The following is an 18652-nucleotide window of genomic DNA, read 5'->3' on the forward strand; positions in this document are numbered from 1 at the left end:
TCCGGGCCCTCGACGGGGTGGGGGAGGTCAGATGACCGTCTCCGCCTCCAGGTAGCGCTCCTGCGGGACGGTCTTCAGCTCGGCGACGGCCTCGGCGATCGGCACCAGGTTGATGTCGGTGCCCTGCAGCGCGGTGATGTGCCCGAACGCGCCCTTGTGGACGGCCTCGACGGCGTGCCAGCCGAAGCGGGTGGCGAGCACCCGGTCGTACGCGGTCGGGGTGCCGCCGCGCTGGGTGTGGCCGAGGATCACCGGGCGGGCCTCCTTGCCGAGCCGGTGCTCCAGCTCGCGGGAGAGCTGGGTGGCGATGCCGGTGAACCGCTCGTGGCCGTAGATGTCCTTGGTGCCCTCTTCCCAGTGCATGGTGCCGGGCTCGGGCTTGGCGCCCTCGGCGCAGACCACGATGGCGAACTTCTTCTGCCGGTCGAAGCGTTCGCGGACGACGGCGGTCAGCTTGTCGATGTGGAACGGACGCTCCGGGACGACGATGGCGTGCGCGCCGGCCGCCATGCCCGCGTTGAGCGCGATCCAGCCGGTGTGCCGGCCCATGACCTCGACGACCATGACCCGCTGGTGGGATTCGGCGGTGGTCTTCAGCCGGTCCAGCGCCTCGGTGGCGACCGAGACGGCGGTGTCGAAGCCGAAGGTGACGTCGGTGGAGGCGATGTCGTTGTCGATGGTCTTCGGGACCCCGACCACCGGCAGTCCGGCGTCGCTCATCAGCTTGGCGGCCTTCAGGGTGCCCTCGCCGCCGATCGGGATCACCGCGTCGATGCCGAGGTCCGCGCACAGTCGCTTGGCGCGCTCGACGCCGTCGCGCAGGTGGCTGGGCTGGACCCGGGACGAGCCGAGGATCGTGCCGCCCTGGGCCAGGATGCCGCTCACCGAGTCGAGGGTGAGCGGCCGGTGGACGCCCTCCAGGAGACCGCGCCAGCCGTCCTGGAAACCGATGATCTCGTCGCCGTGGTCGACCACCCCCCGGTGGACCACGGAACGGATCACCGCGTTCAGGCCGGGGCAGTCACCGCCGCTGGTCAGCACTCCGATACGCATTAGCTTTGCAACTCCCGAGCAGAACCGAGGAACGGCCGGACTACAGGCTGGGACGACGAGCCGTCACCGTAGCGGGGCGCTCCCACGCCGGAGTGGCGGGGAGGTGGCCGCGGGGTGAAGGACCGGCCGATCCGGACAGAACGCCCGAAAACGGCCGCGAAGTCGAGCATACGGCCCCTGGTCCGGCCGGGCAGGAGCCGACGCGGGAGCGGCGCCGTCGGCGCCCCCGCGCGGAAAGTGCAGCCTGCTGCCGAGGAGGGTGTGCAGTAGGCAGCCCCATTGTGGTACGTCCGGGGCCGCCCCTGAACCGGGTGACCGCATCGCGGGCACCCGGGCGTCGGGGCGGACGGACGTACTACGCGGGGCGCGTCGTGGCGGCGATGCGCTCGGCGCGCAGCGCGTCGTACCAGGTGGTGTCGGCCGGCGGCAGGGCGTTGACGTCCAGCGCCAGCTTGATCAGCATGTCGGCCACGGCGGGGTTGCGGGCCAGCACCGGGCCGTGCAGGTAGGTGCCGAACACGGTGTCCCGCCAGGCGCCCTCGGTGCCGTCGCCGGTGCCGTTGCCCCGGCCGGCGACCACGGTGGCCAGCGGCTGGACGCCCTGGCCGAGGTGGGTGACGCCCTGGTGGTTCTCGAAGCCGGTCAGCTGCGGCAGGCCGAGGCGCGGGTCGACGTCGGCGAGGACATCGCCGACGCAGCGGGCGCCGTCGCCGCGGGTGGTCCAGACGTCGAGCAGGCCGAGGCCCGGCTCGCGCTCGCCGAGGTCGTTGACGAACTCGTGGCCCATGATCTGGAAGCCCGCGCAGACGCCGAAGATGATCGCGCCGTTCTCGGAGGCCCGGATCAGGCCGCTGTCGTTGCGCAGCCGCTCGGCGGCGAGCCGCTGCGGACGGTCCTCGCCGCCGCCGATCAGGTAGATGTCGCCGCTGGTGGGGACCGCCTGGTCGGAGCGGACGTCGATCCGGGTCACGTTGAGATGGCGCTGGCGGGCCCGGCGCTCCACGACCAGGGCGTTGCCGCGGTCGCCGTAGGTGCTGAGCAGGTCCGGGTAGACCCAGACCACGCGCAGGCTGCTCTCACTCATCCTCGAAGGCCTTCCGTCACGATCAGATGGGGCTGCAGGCGCGGCATCAGCCGGCCACGACCTTCCGCAGCTGCTGGAAGGCGGTGTAGTTGGCGATGGCCTCGATCCGGCCGGGCGGGGCCATCCGGACGGCCTGCTCCAGCGTGTCCACCACGTGGAACTGCAGTCCGGCGACCTCCAGGCGGACGGCCAGGTCCAGCTTGCGCTGCCCCATCACGAACACCGGGTGCCCGGCGAGGCGCTCGTAGTCGACGTCCCACAGCCAGGAGGTGTCCGTGCCGTCGGCGTCGAGCGCGTTGACGGACAGGATCACCGGCGCGGGCGGGCCGTCGATCAGCGAGAACGTCTCCAGCCAGCCGGCCGGGTTCTTGGCCAGCAGCAGCCGGATGTCCCGGCCCTGGTACTGGACCACGTCGTAGCGGCCGGCCACGGCCGTGACCGAGCGCATCCGCTCCAGCGCGACCTGCGGGGAGACGCCGAACACGGCGGCGACGGCGGCCGAGCTGGTGGCGTTGGCCAGGTTGGCCCGGCCGGGCAGCTGGAGCTGGATCGGCCAGGCGCCGCGCTGCGGGTCGATCACGTGGGTGCCCTGGAGCGCCCAGTGCGGGTTGGGGCGCCGGAAGCCGCACTCCTGGCAGAACCAGTCGTCGCCGGGGCGCTGCATCACACCGCCGCAGGCGGGGCAGGACCAGGCGTCCTCCTTCCAGGCCTGCCCGGCGGCCACCCAGACCACCTTCTTGCAGGACGAGGCGGCCCAGGTCACCAGCGGGTCGTCGGCGTTGGCGATGACCACGGCCTCGGTGTCCTGAAGGCCCTCGCGCCACTTCTCGGCCATCATCCGGGTCTCGGCGGCGCGGTCGAGCTGGTCGCGGGAGAGGTTGAGCAGGGCGATCGCCTTGGGGCGGGTGTCGCGGGCGACGCCCGCCAGGTACTTCTCGTCGACCTCGATCACGCCGAAGCGGGCGTCCGAACCACCGGCCAGGGCGGAGGTGATGCCGGCCGGCATGTTGGCGCCCAGGGCGTTGGAGACCACCGGGCCGGCGGCGCGCAGCGCCTCGGCGATCAGGCGGGTCGTGGTGGTCTTGCCGTTGGTGGCGCTGACCAGGACGACGTCGAGGTGGTCGGCGAGGGTGGCGAGCAGGTCGGGGTCGAGCCTCAGGGCGACCTTGCCGCCGATCACCGAGCCGCTTCCGCGTCCGGCCTTGCGGGACACGGCGGCAGCGACCCGACCGGCCGTGACCGCGATCTTGGCGCGGGCCGGCAGCGAGGCGTCGCGTGCGCCTGTGGGCTCCGATTCGGTGCCTGCCATGCTCAGTGGTTCCTCCTTGCTGCGGCACCACCCGGGTCCGGATCAACGGGCCGTCGGGCGGCGGGGACGGGGCCAGCCTACCGACTCCGCCGCCCGGCTCGACGATCCGGACCCCAGGCAGCCTGCTGCGACACGGCCGGAGGCGCCGCCTCGGGCGTCCTGACGGATCGTCGGGGAAGACGGTGTACGGAGGGGGCCTTCGCCGCTTGGGACGCTCTCCGGGCTCTCGGGGTTCCCGGGTGAGGATGTGGTGAAGAAAAGATCAGCGGCCCGGGCGGGCGCAGGAGACCGGCTCGTCCGCGGCCAGCGTGGCGGTGATCACCAGGGTGCCGTCCTCGGCCCGGAAGTCCAGCGGCGCGGCCAGCCGGCGCATCGCGGTGATCAGCCCGGTGTTGGAGGCGTGGGTCACCGCGTACACGGTCGTGACACCGGCCGCCCGGGCCGCCGCCGACAGCTGCCGCAGCAGGGCCGGACCGAGTCCGCGCCGCTGCCAGGCGTCCTCGACCAGCACCGCCAGCTCCGCCTCGTCGTCGTCCCACATCAGGTGCCCGAGGGCGACGATCCGCCCGTCGGCGGCCGTCGCGGCGAGGCTGTGGCCGTGCCGGGCGTCCAGCAGGTGGTCCAGGTAGCGGCCGGCGTCGCGGACCGGCCCGTGGTAGCGCAGCCGCAGCGAGGCGGGGGAGCAGCGGAGGTGCATCGCCAGGGCCGCGGCCCGGTCGGCCGGTCCGGCGGGGCGCAGCGTCAGCGCCGTCCCGTCCGCCAGCGTCAGCCGGGACGGCGCCTCCCGGTCCGGGTCCGTCACGGCTCGCGGCCGGTCGACCGGGGGGTGCGGGCGGGCGGACCGCAACGGGCCCCCGGTGAGCGCGGGCAGCCGGGCGGCCTGGCCCTCGGGCGCCGCGCACCTGCGCTCGGACCTGCGGAAAGGCCGGTGCCAGAGCCGTTCGGGGCGAGTGCGTGATGCCGTCATGCCGCCGACGCTACCGACGCCGCGCTTCCGGCCGGTTACGTGATCGTGAACGCAGGAATGACCTGGGCGGTTCCGGAGCGTGACCATGTTTCGGGGGGCTCGGCCGGGCTCGGGCACCAGGGTGGCCGACGGGCCCGGGGCGATCGCCCGGCCCCGACCGGACCATTGACCTGGACACGCTCACGGATGGCGCAGAATCCGGGAACGGGTGAGCCCCTTCGGATAGGGATGGCTCGGCTTTTCGCCGATCCCACCTCCCCCGAAGGGGCTCACATGTCCTTCCCGTCGTCCTTCCTGAAGAAGTCCGCCCTCGTGCAGCGGTCCGTACTGGGCGTGGCGTGCTGCGCACTGCTGCTGGCCGCGCCGATCGCCCTCGCCCAGCCGGCCGCCGCCGACGGGCCCAAGACGCCCCAGGAGGCTGCCGCCTGCAAGGCTGTCGTCTCCACGCTGCTCGGCGGCTTCGGGTCGATGCTCGCGAACTCGGCGTGCGTCGTCCAGCCGAGCGACAGCTGAGCGGCGGCCGTACGGGGGCCGCCCTCAGGCCCCGGCCGCCGTGTGGCAGCCGCTGCTCCAGCGGCTGCCACACGGCGGCCATGTTTCACGGCTGCGGTCGAGCGGTCAGGGGTGGGACGGGTCGTCGGGCAGGGTGAGGGTGGCGAGGGCGCCGCCGTCGGGGTGGTTGGTGAAGGTGAGGCCGGCGCCGATGACGCGGGCGTGGCCGGTGGCGATGGTGAGGCCGAGGCCGTGGCCGCGTCCGCGTTCGGGGGCGTTGGTGCGGAAGCGCTGGGGGCCGCGGGCGAGGAGGTCGTCGGGGTAGCCGGGGCCGTGGTCGCGGACGGTGATCCGGTGGCCGTCGACGTGCAGCCGGATCGGCGCGGTGCCGTGCCGGTGGGCGTTGATCAGCAGGTTGCCGAGGATGCGGTCGAGGCGACGCAGGTCGGTGCGGACCTGGCGGTCGGCGGCCACGTCCACGTCCACGTCGACCTCCAGGCCGGTGAGCGTGACGGTGCGGCGCACCGCCCGCTCCAGCGGGACGGGGGCGAAGTCCGGGATCTCGGCGTTGGCGTCGAGGCGGGAGACCTCCAACAGGTCCTCGACCAGCGAGCGCAGGGCCTGTACCCGGTTCTGGACGAGCTGGGTGGGGCGGCCGGGCGGGAGCAACTCGGCGGCGGTGACCAGGCCGGTGAGCGGGGTGCGCAGTTCGTGGGCGACGTCCGCCGTGAAGCGCTGCTCGTCCTCCAGCCGCTGGTGCAGGGTGCGGGACATCAGGTCGACGGCGGCGGCGAGGTCGGCGACCTCGTCCTTCCCGTCGACGAGCTCGCCGATCCGGGTGTCCGTCCGGCCGGCGGCGATGCCCCGGGCGGCCGTCGCCGCGGTGCGCAGTCGGCGGCTGATCCGGTCGGCGACCAGGACGCCGGCCAGGACCGTGGTGAAGACGGCGGCGACGACGGTGATCAGGATGATCCGGTCGAGGTCGGCGATCGCCTGCCGGTCCTGGGTGAAGTCCACCCGGACGGAGAGCACCCCGGTCTGGACCGGTCGGGCCGCCCACATCGACTCGCCCTGCGGACCGCCGGCGAGCAGCGAGCCCTCGCGGCCGCCGGCCGCGAGCGTCCGCAGTCCCTCGGGCAGCGCCGGGTCGTCCAGGGCGAACCGGTCGGTGACCTCGCCGCGCTTGTAGGTGTCCACGGCCGAGCCGAGCGCGGCGAGCGCGGCGGCGCGGGCCTGGTCCACGTGCTGACGGATCATCGCCTGGTGGACCAGCAGGCCGACGGCCACCGCCACCAGGACGGCGATGGCGGCGACGGCGGTGGCGATCTGACGGCGCAGGGTCATGCCGGACGCCGCAGCTTGTAGCCGAACCCGCGGACGGTCTCGATCCGGCCGGAGCCGATCTTGGCGCGCAGCCGCTGCACGTGGACGTCCACCACCCGGGTGTCGGCGCCCCAGTCGTAGTCCCAGACGCGTTCCAGCAGGGTGGAGCGCTCCAGCACGATGCCGGGCGCGGCGGTGAACTCCAGCAGCAGCCGCAGCTCGGTGGGGGTGAGCGGGACGAGGTGGCCGTCGACGCGCACCTCCATGCTGTCGGTGTCCACCTGCATGCCGTCGAAGCTGCGCAGCGCGGGGGAGGGGGTGTCCGCGGGAACGGCGGTGGCGGGGACGGCGGTGGCGGGGACGGCGGTGGCGGGGACGGCAGCAGGCGCTGCGACGGGGACGGCGGGGTCCACCGGCTCCTCGGGCAGCGCGGGTTCGGCCGGGACCACCCGCACCCGGCGCAGCACGGTGCGGATCCGGGCGACCAGCACGGCGCTCTCGAAGGGCTTGACGACGTAGTCGTCCGCCCCGGCCTCCAGACCGGACACCACGTCGACCGGGTCGGTGCGCGCCGACATCATCAGGATCGGCAGCTGGCTCTCCTCCCGGATCCGGCGGCAGAGGCCGACCCCGTCGAGGAGCGGCAGCATGACGTCCAGCAGGAGGAGGTCGGGGCGCACGGCGTGGAAGGCCTCCAGACCCTCCAGGCCGTCGGCGGCCGTGGTGACCGGGAAGCCGTAGCGCTCCAGGGCCATCCGGGTGGCCTCCCGGATCACCTCGTCGTCCTCGACGAGCAGGATGTGCGGGTGGGCGGGCGCGGCTGGGGGGTTCATGGCTTCGCTTCCGAGGGAGCCGAGGACGGGCGGATGGGGACCGGGACGGCCGTCCTCGGGGAGGAGACGCCCGCGCCGGCGCCCGGCTCGGGTATGGCGGGCTTCGGTTGGGCGGATGCATGGCCGTCGTGCGGGGAGACGGCGGGGCCGGCGCTGGGCGTGCTGGTGGGCGTCTGTGCACTGCCGTTCGCGGGTCCGCCGCCCGGGCCGGCGATCGGGCCGGTGTCCTCGACCTTCCGCTCCAGCAGGCCGAGCCGGACGCCGTCCCACTGGTAGTGGCTGCTGGTCCGGACGAACGCGCCGGTCGGCTCGTAGAGCCACAGGTCGGATCCCACGGTCGCGGCGCTGAACCCCTTCAGCACCTCGACCTGGAGGATGGGCAGCAGCCGGTCGTCGGCCAGCAGGTAGACGTGCAGGACCACGGGCCCGGGGGTGACGACGGCGACGACCAGTTCGTCCCGCCCGTCGCCGGTGAGGTCACGGAACTCGGGGCTGCGGACATCGCAGGCGGGGCAGGAGTCCAGGGCGCGCCGCTCCTCCGGGCCCACCGTGGAGTCCTTGGCGAGGACGGTGCGGACGTCGACCGTCCTGATGTCGTGCCCGGGGACGGTCACGTCCGGGACGGGTTGCGGCGCGGCCTGCGTGGCGGCCCCGGCGCCGGTGGCGGGAGGGCGCGGCGGCGGGGAGGCCGCCAGGTCGGGCCAGAGCGGCTGGGCCACCAGCGGCGGTGCCACCGGCTGGGTGGAGCCGTGGTCCTGGAGCCCGCCGGGGGTGGCGCGGCCGAGGGCCAGGGCCGCGAGCGTCACGAGGACGGCCAGGGCGGCGAGGGCCGCCACCGGCACGGCTACGGGCCGGCGGCGGGGTGGGGATGCTGCTGCCACGGTCGGTGCTCGTCCTCCTGGTCTGCGGCGATGCGCCGGTTCGTCCCCGCACCGGCCTCGGTGGTAGGTCGCGTGGACAGCGGTCGGTGGTTCCCGTCCCGCCGTCCCGGCCGCCGCGCCGGTTCGACAGTCGAAACGACCCGACGGCCGGGACGACCGGGGCGGCGCGGCGGCTTCAGCCGGTCGCGCCGCCCGGACCGGCCAGGTCCGCCAGGACGATGATGTTGTCCGTCCAGTGCCCGTCCGAGCCGATCCGCCCGCCGCAGGTGATGAGCCTGAGAGCGGGTTCGGGAGTGTCACCGTAGACCGTTTCGGTCGGGAAGCGGTCCTTGGCGGCCTGGAGCAGCGAGCGGACCTTGAAGTCCACGGTGCTGCCGTCCGCGCGCCGCACCTGGATCAGGTCGCCCGGCCGCAGCTTCGGCACGCCGTGGAAGACCGCCGGGCCGTGCGCGGTGTCGTAGTGCCCGATGAGGACGGCGGGGCCGGCCTCCCCTGGCGTCGGCCCGTTGCGGTACCAGCCGACCTCGTCGGCCCGGTCGGCGGCCGGCACCTCGACCGTCCCGTCGGGATTCAGCCCGAGGCCGGTCACGGGGGCGTCCACCCCGGCGGCCGGGACCAGCAGCCGGGTCGGCGCCGAGGCGGCGAACGGCTTCGGCGCGCCGGCCGGGCTCCCGGTGCTCCCGGCCGTCCCGGTGGTTCCGGGGCCTCCCGAGGGCGCGGCCGCCGGGTTGTCGGTACTGCCGTGCACCGAGGGCTCGACCCGCACCACCGGGGTCTGCTGGCCGGACAGCGCCACGGTGGTGCCCAGCACCAGGCAGGCCAGGCCCGCCGCGCCGAACGCCGTCCGGCGCAGTGTGCCCGGGCCGGGGGAGGCCTTGCGGCGCCGCCGGCTGCGGCCACCGCGCGGGCGGCCGTGGCGGGCCGGCTCGTCGGCGCCGGGCGTGCTGTCGGGCTGCCCGCCGCCCGCCGGGGCCCCGGTACCCACCGGGCCCCCGGCACCGCCTCCCCGCCCGGTCAAGGGCGGGGAGGCGGCGCCGGGGTGCCCGGCGGACTCGGGGCCGGTGTCAGCCGCGCGCACCGGAGCGGCGGCGCAGCATCGCGAAGCCCAGCGCACCGGCGCCGACGGCCGCGACGGCCCCGCCACCGGCCAGCATCAGGCCGTTGCTGTCGGTCTCGCCGGACCCGTCGCCGGCCTGGGCCGCGCCCTTGGGCACCTCACGGACCTGGGCCTTGCCGTCACTGGAGACTCCGGCGCCGCCGGCGGCGGGCTGCGCCGTGGGCGCGCCACTGACGGCGGGCTGCGCGCTGGGCTTCGCCGTGGGCGTGGTCGAGGCGTCCTTGCCCGCGACCGAGGGGGCGGCCGGGGCGGGGCGGGCCGGGGTGGGCGTAGAGGTGGGGGCGGCCGACACGCCGGCACCCGCAGCAGGCGCGGCGGACGGGGTCCCGTCGGCGAAGGCCTGTCCGCCGGTGACGACGGTCAGCAGCGCGCCGCCGGTCAGGGCGCAGACGGCCAGCACGCGGCGGGCGGGGGAGCGGTGGGTACGGCTCCTGCTCATACGGTGTTCTCCTTCGTCATGGACGCCTCCCGGCCGGGGTGGCCGGTGCGTCGTCCATGACGGTAGGAGGCCCGTGTCGCGGTCCCCGGCCGGTCGTGTCACGGCCGCCCATCGGCTGCGTAACGAACCCCGGGGCCCGTTGCGGTCAAGCTGGCGGCGGCGGTGCCCGTGCGGTGGGAGGCCGTCCGGTTGACGTCGCGTCGGGTCGTGGGGGTAACCCCCCTCCCGGCCCGGGGGGCCGCTCCATGGCCCGGGGCCGCGGGCCCGGCCACACTGGCTGCGGTTCGAACAGCGTGGTGGTAGGCCCCAGTTCCGGGGTGGTGGTGGGCGCCGCGAGCAGAGCGCCGGCCGACCGCGCGACGCGCACCGTGCACGTGATGCCGTCCCACCTCCAGCCGATCGGGGTCACCGATGACCAGTACCGCCGCCCGCGCCGCGACCGCCCCCGCCCCGACGAGCAGGAGGGGAGGGCGCGTCCGCTGGGCCGTCGTCCTGCTGACCTCGCTCGCGATCGTCGGGTACGCCGTGGGGACGTACGCCCAGGCCGGCCTGCCCATCGCCGCGTCGGAGGGCGGCGTGTCCGCCACCTACGCCGAGCGCCCGACGGCCGTCCAAGTCACCTTCTACGTCCACATCGTGACGGCCGCGCTGGCGCTGCTGGTCGGCCCGTTCCAGTTCTCCACCACGCTGCGCCGGCGATCCCCCGCCGTCCACCGCTGGACCGGCCGCGTCTACGTCTTCGGGGTCGCGGTGGGATCCCTGGCCGCGTTCGTCATGGCGTTCTTCAACTCCGCCGCGTTCAACGGCTTCTTCGGCTTCGGTGGGCTCGCCCTGCTCTGGGCCTGGACCACCTGGCGCGGCTACCGCGCCGTCCGCGACCGCGACCTGCCGAGCCACCGCGCCTGGATGATCCGCAGCTTCGCCCTCACCTACGCCGCCGTCACCCTCCGGTCCTGGCTCGGCGTCCTCATCCTCCTCCAGACGCTCACCGCCCAGGGGCACGTCGACGGCGAGCGCTTCTTCGACAACGCCTACGCCGCCGTCCCGTTCCTCAGCTGGCTGCCCAACCTGATAGTCGCCGAATTCCTCATCCGCCGCCGGGGCCTGCCCGCCTACCGTCTCACTCCGGCCGCCCCGCAGTCCTGAGCCGGACGCGGCGGGCGGGCTCGCGGGAGGGGCGTCAAACCCCCTCCTGCGGAGCTGTATTGGGGAGCCCGCCGCGTCGCCGTGGTCGCGCCGCAGTCAGCCGATGCGGGTGGGGGTGTCGAGGAGGGGGTGGCCGGTGGTGGCGAGGAGGGTGGTGAGGTCGGTGGGGGTGAGGGTGTGGGGGGCGCGGAGGTAGAGCTCGTCGACGGTGGTGCCGGGGACGGGGTGGGGCTGGCGGGAGAGGACGGCGACGTGCTGGTCGGCCAGGGCGGTGTGGACGCGGGCCAGGTCGTCGGGGGTGCTGCGGGCGGCGGTGCGGACGCGCCACAGGGTGGTCGGGGGCGCGGGGGAGTGGGGGTGGTGGCGCTGGGACCACCAGGTGTGGAAGAGGGCGGTGGCGAGGAGGGCGAGGGCGGCGGCGGCGAGGACCACCGGGCCGTCGGGGCCGCGGACGACGATCTTGGCGACCAGGTCGGCCGCGGTGACCGAGACGAAGACGGCGGCGAGTTCGACGCTGTCGCGGCGCCAGCGGTGGGTGCCGGCGCCGCGTCGTCGGGCCCGGGGGAGGGTGGGCGTCGGCTGCATGGTCGGGTGCTCCGTCTGCTCCATGACAGCACCCTGCCCGACGGGTGTTTCCTGTCCACGAACCCGCCGTGACCTGGTGGTTAAGGTCGCCGGGCCCGCGTTACGGTTGCAGGTCCGCAGCCGCCGCCTTGACCTCCGCGAGCAGGAGCTCCAGGTCGGCCTCGGTGGTGGCGGCGTTGAGCAGGCAGGCGCGGAGCATCTCGCGGTCGCCGAGGCGGGCTCCGGTGACGAAGACCCGGCCGCGCCGCTGGACGACGGCGGGGAGTTCGCGGTTGAGGGCGTCGACGGCGGCCTCGTCGTGCCCGGGGGTGCGGTGGCGGAACGCGACGATGGAGGTCTGGACCTCGGCCAGCAGCTCCAACTCCCCGTCTGCCTCGATCAGTTCGCCGAGGCGGCGGGCGAGGGCGGTGCAGCGGGCGATGTCCCGGGCGATGCCGTCGCGGCCCTTGTGGGCGATGGTGGCCCAGACCTTGAGCGCGCGGAACGGGCGGGTCTGCTCGGTGCCGTACTCGGAGAACCAGCCGAGCGCGCCGGCCGCCTCGTCGCGCAGGTAGGAGGGGACGAGGCTGAAGGTGGCGCGCAGTTCCTCGATGTCGCGCACCAGCGCGCAGCCGCAGTCGACGGGCACGCCCAGCCACTTGTGCGGGTCGAGGGCGAGGGAGTCGGCGCGCTCCAGGCCGGCGTAGCGGTGGGCGATGGCCGGGTCGAGCCTGCCGAAGGCCCCGTACGCGCCGTCGACGTGCAGCCACAGGCGCTGCTCGGCGCAGAGGTCGGCGATCGGGCCGAAGTCGTCGACGGCGCCGGTGCCGACGGTGCCGGCCGAGGCGACGACCAGGAAGGGCAGCAGTCCGGCGGCCCGGTCGCGTTCGACGGCGGCCCGCAGTTCGGCGGGGTCGAGGCGGCCGTCCGGCCCGGTGGCGACGGTGCGCAGGTGCCGGCTGCCGAGGCCGAGGAGTTCGGCGGCCTTGCGGACGCAGGAGTGGGTCTCGCCGGTGACGTAGCCGACCAGCGGCGGCAGGCCGGCCAGGCCGTCCTCGCGGACGTCCCAGCCGGCCCGGCGGGCGGCGCGGTTGCGGGCGGCGGCCAGGCACACGATGGTGGCCATCGAGGTGCCGGAGGTGAGCAGGCCGCCGCCGGCCGGGTGTGGGAAGCCGACGAGTTCGGCGATCCAGCGGACCACGGCGCGTTCCAGGTGGACGTCGGCGTGGTCGCCGCCGGCCGAGCTGGGGTTCATGGCGGAGGCGGCGAGGGTGGCGAGGACTCCGGCGGGGGCGGGGGCGGAGTTGACCCAGCCGAAGAAGCGGGGGTGGCCGTTGCCCATCGGGTGGGGGAGGACGTCCTGCCCGATGGCGGTGAGGAGGTCGGCGAGCGGGCGGCCGGCGGCGGGCAGCGGGGCGTCGAGCAGGGCCCGGCGGGCGGTGTCGTCCATCGGCTGCCAGACCGGGCGCCCGGGCAGTTCGGCGAGGTAGTCGGAGACGAGGTCGGCGGCGGTGTGCGCGGCGGCGCGGAAGTCCTCGGCGGTCATGATGGCGGCTCTCCAGGGGCGGGGGAGGCGCGGCGTCCTCGGCGCACCCTGATCGTCCGGTCCGGTGGACCGGTCGGCCGATCCTACGGAAAGGGCCCGCGCCGTGCGGCGCGGGCCCTCCAGGTGAGACGGGGCGGTCGGTCCCGGTGGGACGGGCGAGGTCAGTCGAGCGAGCTGGACAGGCCGCTGGCGGAGCGGCAGTAGCCCTGCATCTCCCTGTCGGTGATCTTGGCGCAGAGCCGGCCGGCCGCGCCGTCGTCGGTGTAGTTCACCGTGTAGTAGCTGACCAGGCCCTCGGCGCAGGCCTTGCGCTGCCAGCCGTCGGCGGCGGTGCCGCACTGCTGGGCGGCCCAGTCCTCGCGGTCGAGGTTGTACTTCATCGTCCGCGAGCCGACGCCGCGGCTGCAGTCGGTCGCCCCGCCGCTGGCCTTGCCGCTGAGGCACCACTTGAGGGCGTCGGCGTAGACCTCGGGGTGGTTCGGGTAGTCGTGCGAGGAGAGGTAGAAGGTCGGGGCGTAGAAGAAGCACGCGGACTGGAACAGGCCCGGCTGGTCCTTGCACGGGTACAGCGGGTCCTGGGCGAGCTTGTCGGCGGGCAGGTTCGCCTTGGCCTTCTCGTCCTCCTCGTCCGGGCCGAAGAGCTGCATGAACAGTCCTTCGGAACAGCGGATCTTGTTCTGGTCGCTGGGGAACTTGCTGCACAGCTCGCGCGCCTTGGGGACGTCCTGCTTGGCGACGAACATGGTGCCGTGGCCGACGCCGTGGATGCACGGGCCGGTGTTCTTGGGCGCGCAGAGCTTGAGCAGGTCCACCTCGGGCTGGGCGGAGGCGTTGAGCATCTCCTCGACCGCGCCGTGCAGGTAGCCGGCCGCGCAGGTCTCGTGCGGGAAGGAGATGACCTTCTGGAAGTCGGCGTTGAAGCGCTTGACCGCCGCGTGGCCGAGCTCGTGCGCGATCGGGTGGCAGAAGCGCACGGTGTACGGCTTCTCCTTGGTGATCTTGTCGAGGTCGGCGAGCGCGACGCCGGGGTCGCTGGCGTCCATCTCGGCCATCAGCTTGTTGCGCAGCGTCGAGCGGGTCCACACCGCCGGGTCGCCGGTCGGGGTGGCGCTCGCGGCCGCCGGTGCGACGCCGGGCGCGGCGGCGCCGGAGCCCGCGGTGGCGGCCGGGGTCGTCGCCACGGTGGCGGTCGCGGGCGACCAGTCGGTGACGGCCACCGACCCGAGGCCCAGGACGCCCAGGAGCAGGGCGGTGAGAATCGCGAATACCCGCGGTTGCATGAGGTGATCCCCCGGCGGATCGAGGTGGACGGTTCGCTCCCATCCTGACGGCACGCCGGCGGGAATCCGCGTTATCGCCCGCCATTCGGGAGGTGTCGGCGACGCTACCGCACCGTCCGACGCCCGGGCGCGGCGGGTTGGTTCCGGATGATCACCCGGGATTCGTCACCCGGATCAATCACCCGAACGGCGCAGCGGCCCGCCGTCGCGGCCGCCGCGCCACCCGAGGCGGCCCGCCGTCAGATGTCCAGCGTCACCTGGTAGTCCGTCAGCCAGGTGTGCAGTTCGAGCGCGAAGTCGACGGCCAGCCGGACGGACTGCGGGTCGGTGCCCGGATCGAGCGCGTCGGCGAGGCGCCGCCGGTCGAGCAGGGCGAGCGCCGGGGACTTCTGCTCGGCGGCGAGCCGGGCGAGCTCGGCCCGCAGCAGCGCCGGGTAGTGCGGGTCCTCGGTGACCGGGTACGGGCTCTTCACCCGGTCGGCGACGGCGTCCGGCAGCACGTCCCGGACGGCGGCGCGCAGCAGGCTCTTCTCCCGGCCGTCGAAGTGCTTCATCGCCCACGGCGTGTTGAAGACGTACTGGACCAGCCGGTGGTCGCAGAACGGCACCCGCACCTCCAGACCGTTGGCCATGCTCATCCGGTCCTTGCGGTCGAGCAGGATGCAGACGAAGCGGGTCAGGTGGAGGTACGAGATCTCGCGCATCCGCCGTTCCAGCGGATCGGCGTCCGGCAGGTGCGGGACTTCGGCGAGTGCCTCGTGGTAGCGGGCCCGCCGGTAGCCGGGCAGGTCGAGCTCGGCGAGCAGGCCGGCGTCGAGCAGGTGTTCGCGCGGCCCTGTGCCCTGGCCGCCGAGGCCGGTCAGCGAGACCGCCCAGGGGAAGTCGTCGGCGGCGACGGCCTTCGGGTCGTGGAACCAGCGGTAGCCGCCGAACAGCTCGTCCGCGGACTCGCCCGACAGGGCGACGGTGGACTGGCGGCGCACGCCCTGGAAGAGCAGCAACAGCGAGATGTCCATGTCGCCGAAGCCGCCGGGCAGGTCGCGGGCGCGCAGGACGGCGTCCCGCTGGGCGAGGTCGGTGAGCGCGGCGGCGTCCAGCTCGATCACGTTGTGGTCGGCCCCGACGTGCTCGGCCAGCAGCCGGGCGTACGGGCCGTCCAGGGTCGGCCGGACCTCGCTGGCGTGGAAGTTCTCGCTCTGGCCGGCGAAGTCGACGGCGAAGGAGCGCACCGGGCCGGCACCCTCGGCCCGCAGGACCCGGGCGGCGAGGGCGGTGACGGCGCTGGAGTCCAGACCGCCGGAGAGCAGCGAGCAGAGCGGGACGTCCGAATCGAGCTGGCGGTGGACGATGTCGTCCAGCAGGGCCCGGACGGTGGCGACGGTGGCCTCGAGGGTGTCGGTGTGCTCGCGCGCCTCCAGCGCCCAGTAGCGGCGCACCGACACGCCCTCGCGGCGGACCCGGACGACGTGCCCGGGCCGGACCTCGACGATGCCCCGGTAGGGGGTGATGCCCGGGGTGCGGGTGAAGGCGAGCAGTTCGCGCAGCCCGTCCAGGTCGACCACCGGGCGGACGGCGGGGTGGGCCAGGATGGCCTTCACCTCGGAGCCGAAGATCACGCCGTCGGGGGTGAGGTGGTAGTGCAGCGGCTTGACGCCCATCCGGTCGCGGATCAGCAGCAGTTCCTCGCTGCGGGCGTCCCAGATCGCGAAGGCGAACATCCCGTTGAGGCGTTCGGCCAGGCCCTCGCCCCACTCCAGGTAGGCGTGCAGCACGACCTCGGTGTCGCTGCGGGTGCGGAAGCGGTGTCCGGCCGCCTTCAGTTCCGCGCGCAGCTCGCGGTGGTTGTAGACCTCGCCGCTGTAGGTGAGCGCCGCCAGCAGCCGGCCGTCGTGCTCGACGGTCATGGGCTGGACGCCGCCCTCCAGGTCGATCACCGCGAGGCGGCGGTGGCCGAGGGCGGCGTGTCGCTCCAGGTGGACGCCGCCGGCGTCCGGGCCGCGGCAGATCTGGGTGGCCGTCATGGCGTCGACGACGGCCCGTTCGGCGGTGAGGTCACGGTTGAAGGCGACCCATCCGGTGATCCCGCACATCAGCAAGCCTCCGGTCTTCCGCTACGTATGCGGAAAATGACGCTACGTGTCGGAGGGGTGCGGCTACAAGGGTGCGTCGGGAAGGAGTCGGAAGGGGCTCGGGAGGACGATGTGACTGGTTGTTTGAGCTGAAAGTCGTAAAGTCTGCCCGATTTCGGGCAGGATTCTTGGCCCCAGAGGCGGCGCGGCCTAGGCTCCTCACTCGTGCCGAGCTCACCCCACCCTCACGACGACCTCCTCGCCCACCTCACCCGGACCAGCCCGCTCGGGCCCCGGGAGGCGGCGCGGGTCGTGGCGGAGGTGCTGGCGTACTTCTCCGAGAGCACCGAGGAGTACGTCCGCCGCCGCCACGGCGAGCTCCAGGCACGCGGACTGACCAACGAACGGATCTTCACCCGGCTCGCCGAGGAACTCCCCGCCCGCCGGGTCGCGGCACCCGAGCTCTCGGCCCGCCAGCTGCGCCGCATCGTCTACGGCTGAGCGCTGCCGGGGCGGGGGGCGCGGCACTGGCGCATTCGCAGCATTCGCAGCACTCGCGGCATTCACGGCATTCACGGCACTTACGGCATTCACGAAGAGGAGACCACGCATGTGCGGAATCGTGGCCTACATCGGCCCCAAGGACGCGACCCCCTTCCTGCTGGAGGGCCTGGCCCGGCTGGAGTACCGCGGCTACGACTCGGCCGGCGTGGCCGTCACCGGGCGCACCGGCGGGCTCAAGGTCCGCAAGGTCAAGGGCCGGGTCGCCGACCTGGCCGCCGCCGTCCCGGCCCGGTTCAAGGGCGGCACCGGCATCGGCCACACCCGCTGGGCGACCCACGGCGTGCCCAGTGACGCCAACGCCCACCCGCACCTGGACGGCGCCGAGCGGATCGCCGTCGTCCACAACGGCATCATCGAGAACGCCGACGAACTGCGCGCCAAGCTCACCGCCGACGGCGTCGTGTTCCGCTCCGAGACCGACACCGAGGTGCTCTCCCACCTGATCGCCGCGCACGTCGGCGAGGGAGTCGAGCTGGAGGACGCGGTGCGCGCCGCGCTCGCCCGGGTGGTCGGCACCTACGGCATCGCGGTGCTCGACGCCGAGCAGCCGGACCGGATCGTGGCCGCCCGCAACGGCAGCCCGATAGTGCTCGGCCTCGGTGAGAAGGAGATGTTCGTCGCCTCCGACGTCTCCGCCCTCGTCCGCTACACCCGCCAGGTCGTCCACCTGGAGGACGGCGAGCTGGCCACCGTCCGCGCCGACGGCTTCCGCACCTTCACCACCGACGCCCGCACCACCCACCACCAGCCGTCCACCGTGGACTGGGAGATCGACTCCTACGACACCGGCGGCTACGAGCACTTCCTGCTCAAGGAGATCCACGAGCAGCCCGGCTCGGTCGAGCGCACGCTCAGCGGCCGGCTCGACGAGCGCTTCTCCACCGCGCACCTCGGCGGCCTCAACCTGGACGCCCGGGAGCTGCGCGAGATCCGCCGGGTGAAGATCCTCGGCTGCGGATCCGCCTACTACGCTGGCGAGATGGGCGCCCAGCTGATCGAGGAACTCTCCCGCATCCCCGCGCACAGCGAGCCCGCCTCCGAGTTCCGCTACCGCAACCCGGTGATCGAGGCGGACACGCTCTACATCGCGGTCAGCCAGTCCGGCGAGACCTACGACACGCTGGCCGCCGTCCAGGAGATCAAGCGCAAGGGCGGTCGGGTGCTCGGCGTCGTCAACACCGTGGGCAGCGCCATCGCCCGCGAGTGCGACGGCGGCATGTACCTGCACGCCGGGCCGGAGATCTCGGTCGCCTCCACCAAGGCCTTCACCTCCACCGTGGTCGCCTTCGCGCTGCTCGCCCTGCACTTCGGCCGCATCCACGACCTGTCGCCCGCCGACGGCCGCCGGATCGTCGCGGCCCTGAAGGCGCTGCCGGACCAGATCCGCGAGGTGCTCGCGCAGACCGAGGCCATCGCCGAACTCGCCGCCGAGTACGCCGGATCGGCGGGCATGATGTTCATCGGCCGGGTCCGCGGCTACCCGGTCGCCCGGGAGGGCGCGCAGAAGCTCAAGGAGATCTCCTACGTGCACGCCGAGGCCTACCCGGCGAGCGAGCTGAAGCACGGTCCGCTGGCGCTGATCAGCCCCGAACTGCCCACCGTCGCACTCGTCCCGGACGACGAACTGCTCGACAAGAACCTCACCACCCTCGGTGAGATCAAGGCCCGCTCCGGCCGCGTGATCGCCATCGCGCACCGCCGCCCCGAGGACAAGCTCGCCGACCACTGCGTCCTCGTCCCCAAGAGCGAGCCCGAGCTCGACCCGCTGCTGCTCAACATCCCGCTCCAACTCCTCGCCTACCACGCCGCCGTGGCCCTCGACCGCGATGTCGACAAGCCGCGCAACCTGGCGAAGAGCGTGACGGTGGAGTAGGGCGCCCCCGAGAAGTGACGGCCCGGCGGGTGGGACGGCTTTCCTGATGATCAGCAGCTCAGCAGCTCAGCAGCTCAGCAGCTCAGCAGCTCAGCAGCTCAGCAGCTCAGCA

At 74.0% G+C, this 18652-nt stretch carries 17 protein-coding genes; 4 read left to right on the forward strand and 13 right to left on the reverse strand.

Translation table 11 applies throughout. From position 1 onward, the window contains the following. Positions 1 to 27: 27 nt before the first annotated feature. From ACIP37_RS18135 to ACIP37_RS18150, 4 genes are all read right to left on the reverse strand, one after another. Positions 28 to 1053 carry a 6-phosphofructokinase gene (locus ACIP37_RS18135; protein ID WP_350886672.1) on the reverse strand — a complete coding sequence of 342 codons (1026 nt, stop codon included), beginning with the start codon at positions 1051 to 1053 and terminating at the stop codon, positions 28 to 30. Positions 1054 to 1408: 355 nt separating this feature from the next. Then, positions 1409 to 2137 (reverse strand): glutamine amidotransferase, encoded by a 729-nt coding sequence (locus ACIP37_RS18140; protein ID WP_363589322.1) that lies wholly within the window; start codon positions 2135 to 2137, stop codon positions 1409 to 1411. A 46-nt stretch (positions 2138 to 2183) separates the two neighbouring features. After that, entirely contained in the window at positions 2184 to 3446 is a 1263-nt protein-coding gene (locus tag ACIP37_RS18145) for a MurT ligase domain-containing protein (protein WP_350886666.1), read from the reverse strand. Between the two features lie 262 nt (positions 3447 to 3708). After that, positions 3709 to 4413 (reverse strand): GNAT family N-acetyltransferase, encoded by a 705-nt coding sequence (locus ACIP37_RS18150; protein WP_363589324.1) that lies wholly within the window; start codon positions 4411 to 4413, stop codon positions 3709 to 3711. A gap of 273 nt (positions 4414 to 4686) precedes the next feature. Here ACIP37_RS18150 and ACIP37_RS18155 point away from each other — a divergent pair, with 273 nt between their 5' ends. Beyond that, positions 4687 to 4926: a hypothetical protein gene (locus ACIP37_RS18155; protein ID WP_363629426.1), complete on the forward strand. Its 240-nt coding sequence runs from the start codon at positions 4687 to 4689 to the stop codon at positions 4924 to 4926. Between the two features lie 105 nt (positions 4927 to 5031). On the opposite strand, the gene ACIP37_RS18160 is transcribed toward ACIP37_RS18155, so the two are convergent. The 5 genes from ACIP37_RS18160 to ACIP37_RS18180 all read right to left on the reverse strand — a co-directional run bounded on the left by ACIP37_RS18160 (position 5032) and on the right by ACIP37_RS18180 (position 9498). After that, the gene (locus ACIP37_RS18160; protein ID WP_363629425.1) at positions 5032 to 6249 is read right to left on the reverse strand and encodes a HAMP domain-containing sensor histidine kinase; all 1218 of its coding nucleotides are present in this window, start codon (positions 6247 to 6249) and stop codon (positions 5032 to 5034) included. After that, positions 6246 to 7061, reverse strand: a complete 816-nt coding sequence (locus ACIP37_RS18165) for a response regulator transcription factor (RefSeq protein ID WP_363629423.1) — start codon at positions 7059 to 7061, stop codon at positions 6246 to 6248. The genes ACIP37_RS18160 and ACIP37_RS18165 overlap by 4 nt, the downstream gene beginning before the upstream one ends. Beyond that, positions 7058 to 7942, reverse strand: coding sequence for a hypothetical protein (locus tag ACIP37_RS18170; RefSeq protein ID WP_363629422.1), 885 nt, complete (start codon positions 7940 to 7942; stop codon positions 7058 to 7060). The genes ACIP37_RS18165 and ACIP37_RS18170 overlap by 4 nt, the downstream gene beginning before the upstream one ends. A 175-nt stretch (positions 7943 to 8117) precedes the next feature. Then, positions 8118 to 8927: a class F sortase gene (locus ACIP37_RS18175; RefSeq protein ID WP_363629421.1), complete on the reverse strand. Its 810-nt coding sequence runs from the start codon at positions 8925 to 8927 to the stop codon at positions 8118 to 8120. A 79-nt stretch (positions 8928 to 9006) separates the two neighbouring features. Continuing rightward, positions 9007 to 9498, reverse strand: coding sequence for a sortase-dependent protein (locus ACIP37_RS18180; protein ID WP_363629420.1), 492 nt, complete (start codon positions 9496 to 9498; stop codon positions 9007 to 9009). A 411-nt stretch (positions 9499 to 9909) separates the two neighbouring features. Here ACIP37_RS18180 and ACIP37_RS18185 point away from each other — a divergent pair, with 411 nt between their 5' ends. Further along, the gene (locus ACIP37_RS18185) at positions 9910 to 10644 is read left to right on the forward strand and encodes a DUF2306 domain-containing protein (RefSeq protein ID WP_363629418.1); all 735 of its coding nucleotides are present in this window, start codon (positions 9910 to 9912) and stop codon (positions 10642 to 10644) included. 96 nt (positions 10645 to 10740) lie between these two features. Here ACIP37_RS18185 and ACIP37_RS18190 read toward each other — a convergent pair whose 3' ends face one another. The 4 genes from ACIP37_RS18190 to asnB all read right to left on the reverse strand — a co-directional run bounded on the left by ACIP37_RS18190 (position 10741) and on the right by asnB (position 16124). Beyond that, complete coding sequence (locus ACIP37_RS18190) at positions 10741 to 11253, reverse strand: hypothetical protein (protein WP_363629416.1); 513 nt, start codon at positions 11251 to 11253, stop codon at positions 10741 to 10743. Positions 11254 to 11329: 76 nt separating this feature from the next. After that, the gene (locus tag ACIP37_RS18195; protein ID WP_363629414.1) at positions 11330 to 12754 is read right to left on the reverse strand and encodes a pyridoxal-dependent decarboxylase; all 1425 of its coding nucleotides are present in this window, start codon (positions 12752 to 12754) and stop codon (positions 11330 to 11332) included. A gap of 161 nt (positions 12755 to 12915) precedes the next feature. Continuing rightward, positions 12916 to 14034, reverse strand: a complete 1119-nt coding sequence (locus ACIP37_RS18200) for a hypothetical protein (protein ID WP_400807765.1) — start codon at positions 14032 to 14034, stop codon at positions 12916 to 12918. 239 nt (positions 14035 to 14273) lie between these two features. Continuing rightward, positions 14274 to 16124: an asparagine synthase (glutamine-hydrolyzing) gene (gene asnB, locus ACIP37_RS18205; protein ID WP_400807768.1), complete on the reverse strand. Its 1851-nt coding sequence runs from the start codon at positions 16122 to 16124 to the stop codon at positions 14274 to 14276. Positions 16125 to 16328: 204 nt separating this feature from the next. On the opposite strand from asnB, the gene ACIP37_RS18210 reads away from it, so the two are divergent. After that, positions 16329 to 16604: a hypothetical protein gene (locus tag ACIP37_RS18210; protein ID WP_063350341.1), complete on the forward strand. Its 276-nt coding sequence runs from the start codon at positions 16329 to 16331 to the stop codon at positions 16602 to 16604. 109 nt (positions 16605 to 16713) lie between these two features. After that, entirely contained in the window at positions 16714 to 18540 is a 1827-nt protein-coding gene (glmS, locus tag ACIP37_RS18215) for a glutamine--fructose-6-phosphate transaminase (isomerizing) (protein ID WP_363629411.1), read from the forward strand. Positions 18541 to 18652: the final 112 nt, after the last annotated feature.

Source organism: Kitasatospora sp. NPDC088861, from assembly GCF_044750105.1.
Classification (GTDB): domain Bacteria; phylum Actinomycetota; class Actinomycetes; order Streptomycetales; family Streptomycetaceae; genus Kitasatospora.

Excerpts from the sequence above, each read along its gene's own strand:
- ACIP37_RS18155 (WP_363629426.1), top strand. The coding sequence starts at position 4,687 with ATGTCCTTCCCGTCGTCCTTCCTGAAGAAGTCCGCCCTCGTGCAGCGG.
- ACIP37_RS18140 (WP_363589322.1), bottom strand. The coding sequence starts at position 2,137 with ATGAGTGAGAGCAGCCTGCGCGTGGTCTGGGTCTACCCGGACCTGCTC.
- ACIP37_RS18195 (WP_363629414.1), bottom strand. The coding sequence starts at position 12,754 with ATGACCGCCGAGGACTTCCGCGCCGCCGCGCACACCGCCGCCGACCTC.
- ACIP37_RS18150 (WP_363589324.1), bottom strand. The coding sequence starts at position 4,413 with ATGACGGCATCACGCACTCGCCCCGAACGGCTCTGGCACCGGCCTTTC.
- ACIP37_RS18200 (WP_400807765.1), bottom strand. The coding sequence starts at position 14,034 with ATGCAACCGCGGGTATTCGCGATTCTCACCGCCCTGCTCCTGGGCGTC.
- ACIP37_RS18160 (WP_363629425.1), bottom strand. The coding sequence starts at position 6,249 with ATGACCCTGCGCCGTCAGATCGCCACCGCCGTCGCCGCCATCGCCGTC.
- ACIP37_RS18185 (WP_363629418.1), top strand. The coding sequence starts at position 9,910 with ATGACCAGTACCGCCGCCCGCGCCGCGACCGCCCCCGCCCCGACGAGC.
- asnB (WP_400807768.1), bottom strand. The coding sequence starts at position 16,124 with ATGTGCGGGATCACCGGATGGGTCGCCTTCAACCGTGACCTCACCGCC.
- ACIP37_RS18145 (WP_350886666.1), bottom strand. The coding sequence starts at position 3,446 with ATGGCAGGCACCGAATCGGAGCCCACAGGCGCACGCGACGCCTCGCTG.
- glmS (WP_363629411.1), top strand. The coding sequence starts at position 16,714 with ATGTGCGGAATCGTGGCCTACATCGGCCCCAAGGACGCGACCCCCTTC.
- ACIP37_RS18135 (WP_350886672.1), bottom strand. The coding sequence starts at position 1,053 with ATGCGTATCGGAGTGCTGACCAGCGGCGGTGACTGCCCCGGCCTGAAC.
- ACIP37_RS18190 (WP_363629416.1), bottom strand. The coding sequence starts at position 11,253 with ATGGAGCAGACGGAGCACCCGACCATGCAGCCGACGCCCACCCTCCCC.
- ACIP37_RS18180 (WP_363629420.1), bottom strand. The coding sequence starts at position 9,498 with ATGAGCAGGAGCCGTACCCACCGCTCCCCCGCCCGCCGCGTGCTGGCC.
- ACIP37_RS18165 (WP_363629423.1), bottom strand. The coding sequence starts at position 7,061 with ATGAACCCCCCAGCCGCGCCCGCCCACCCGCACATCCTGCTCGTCGAG.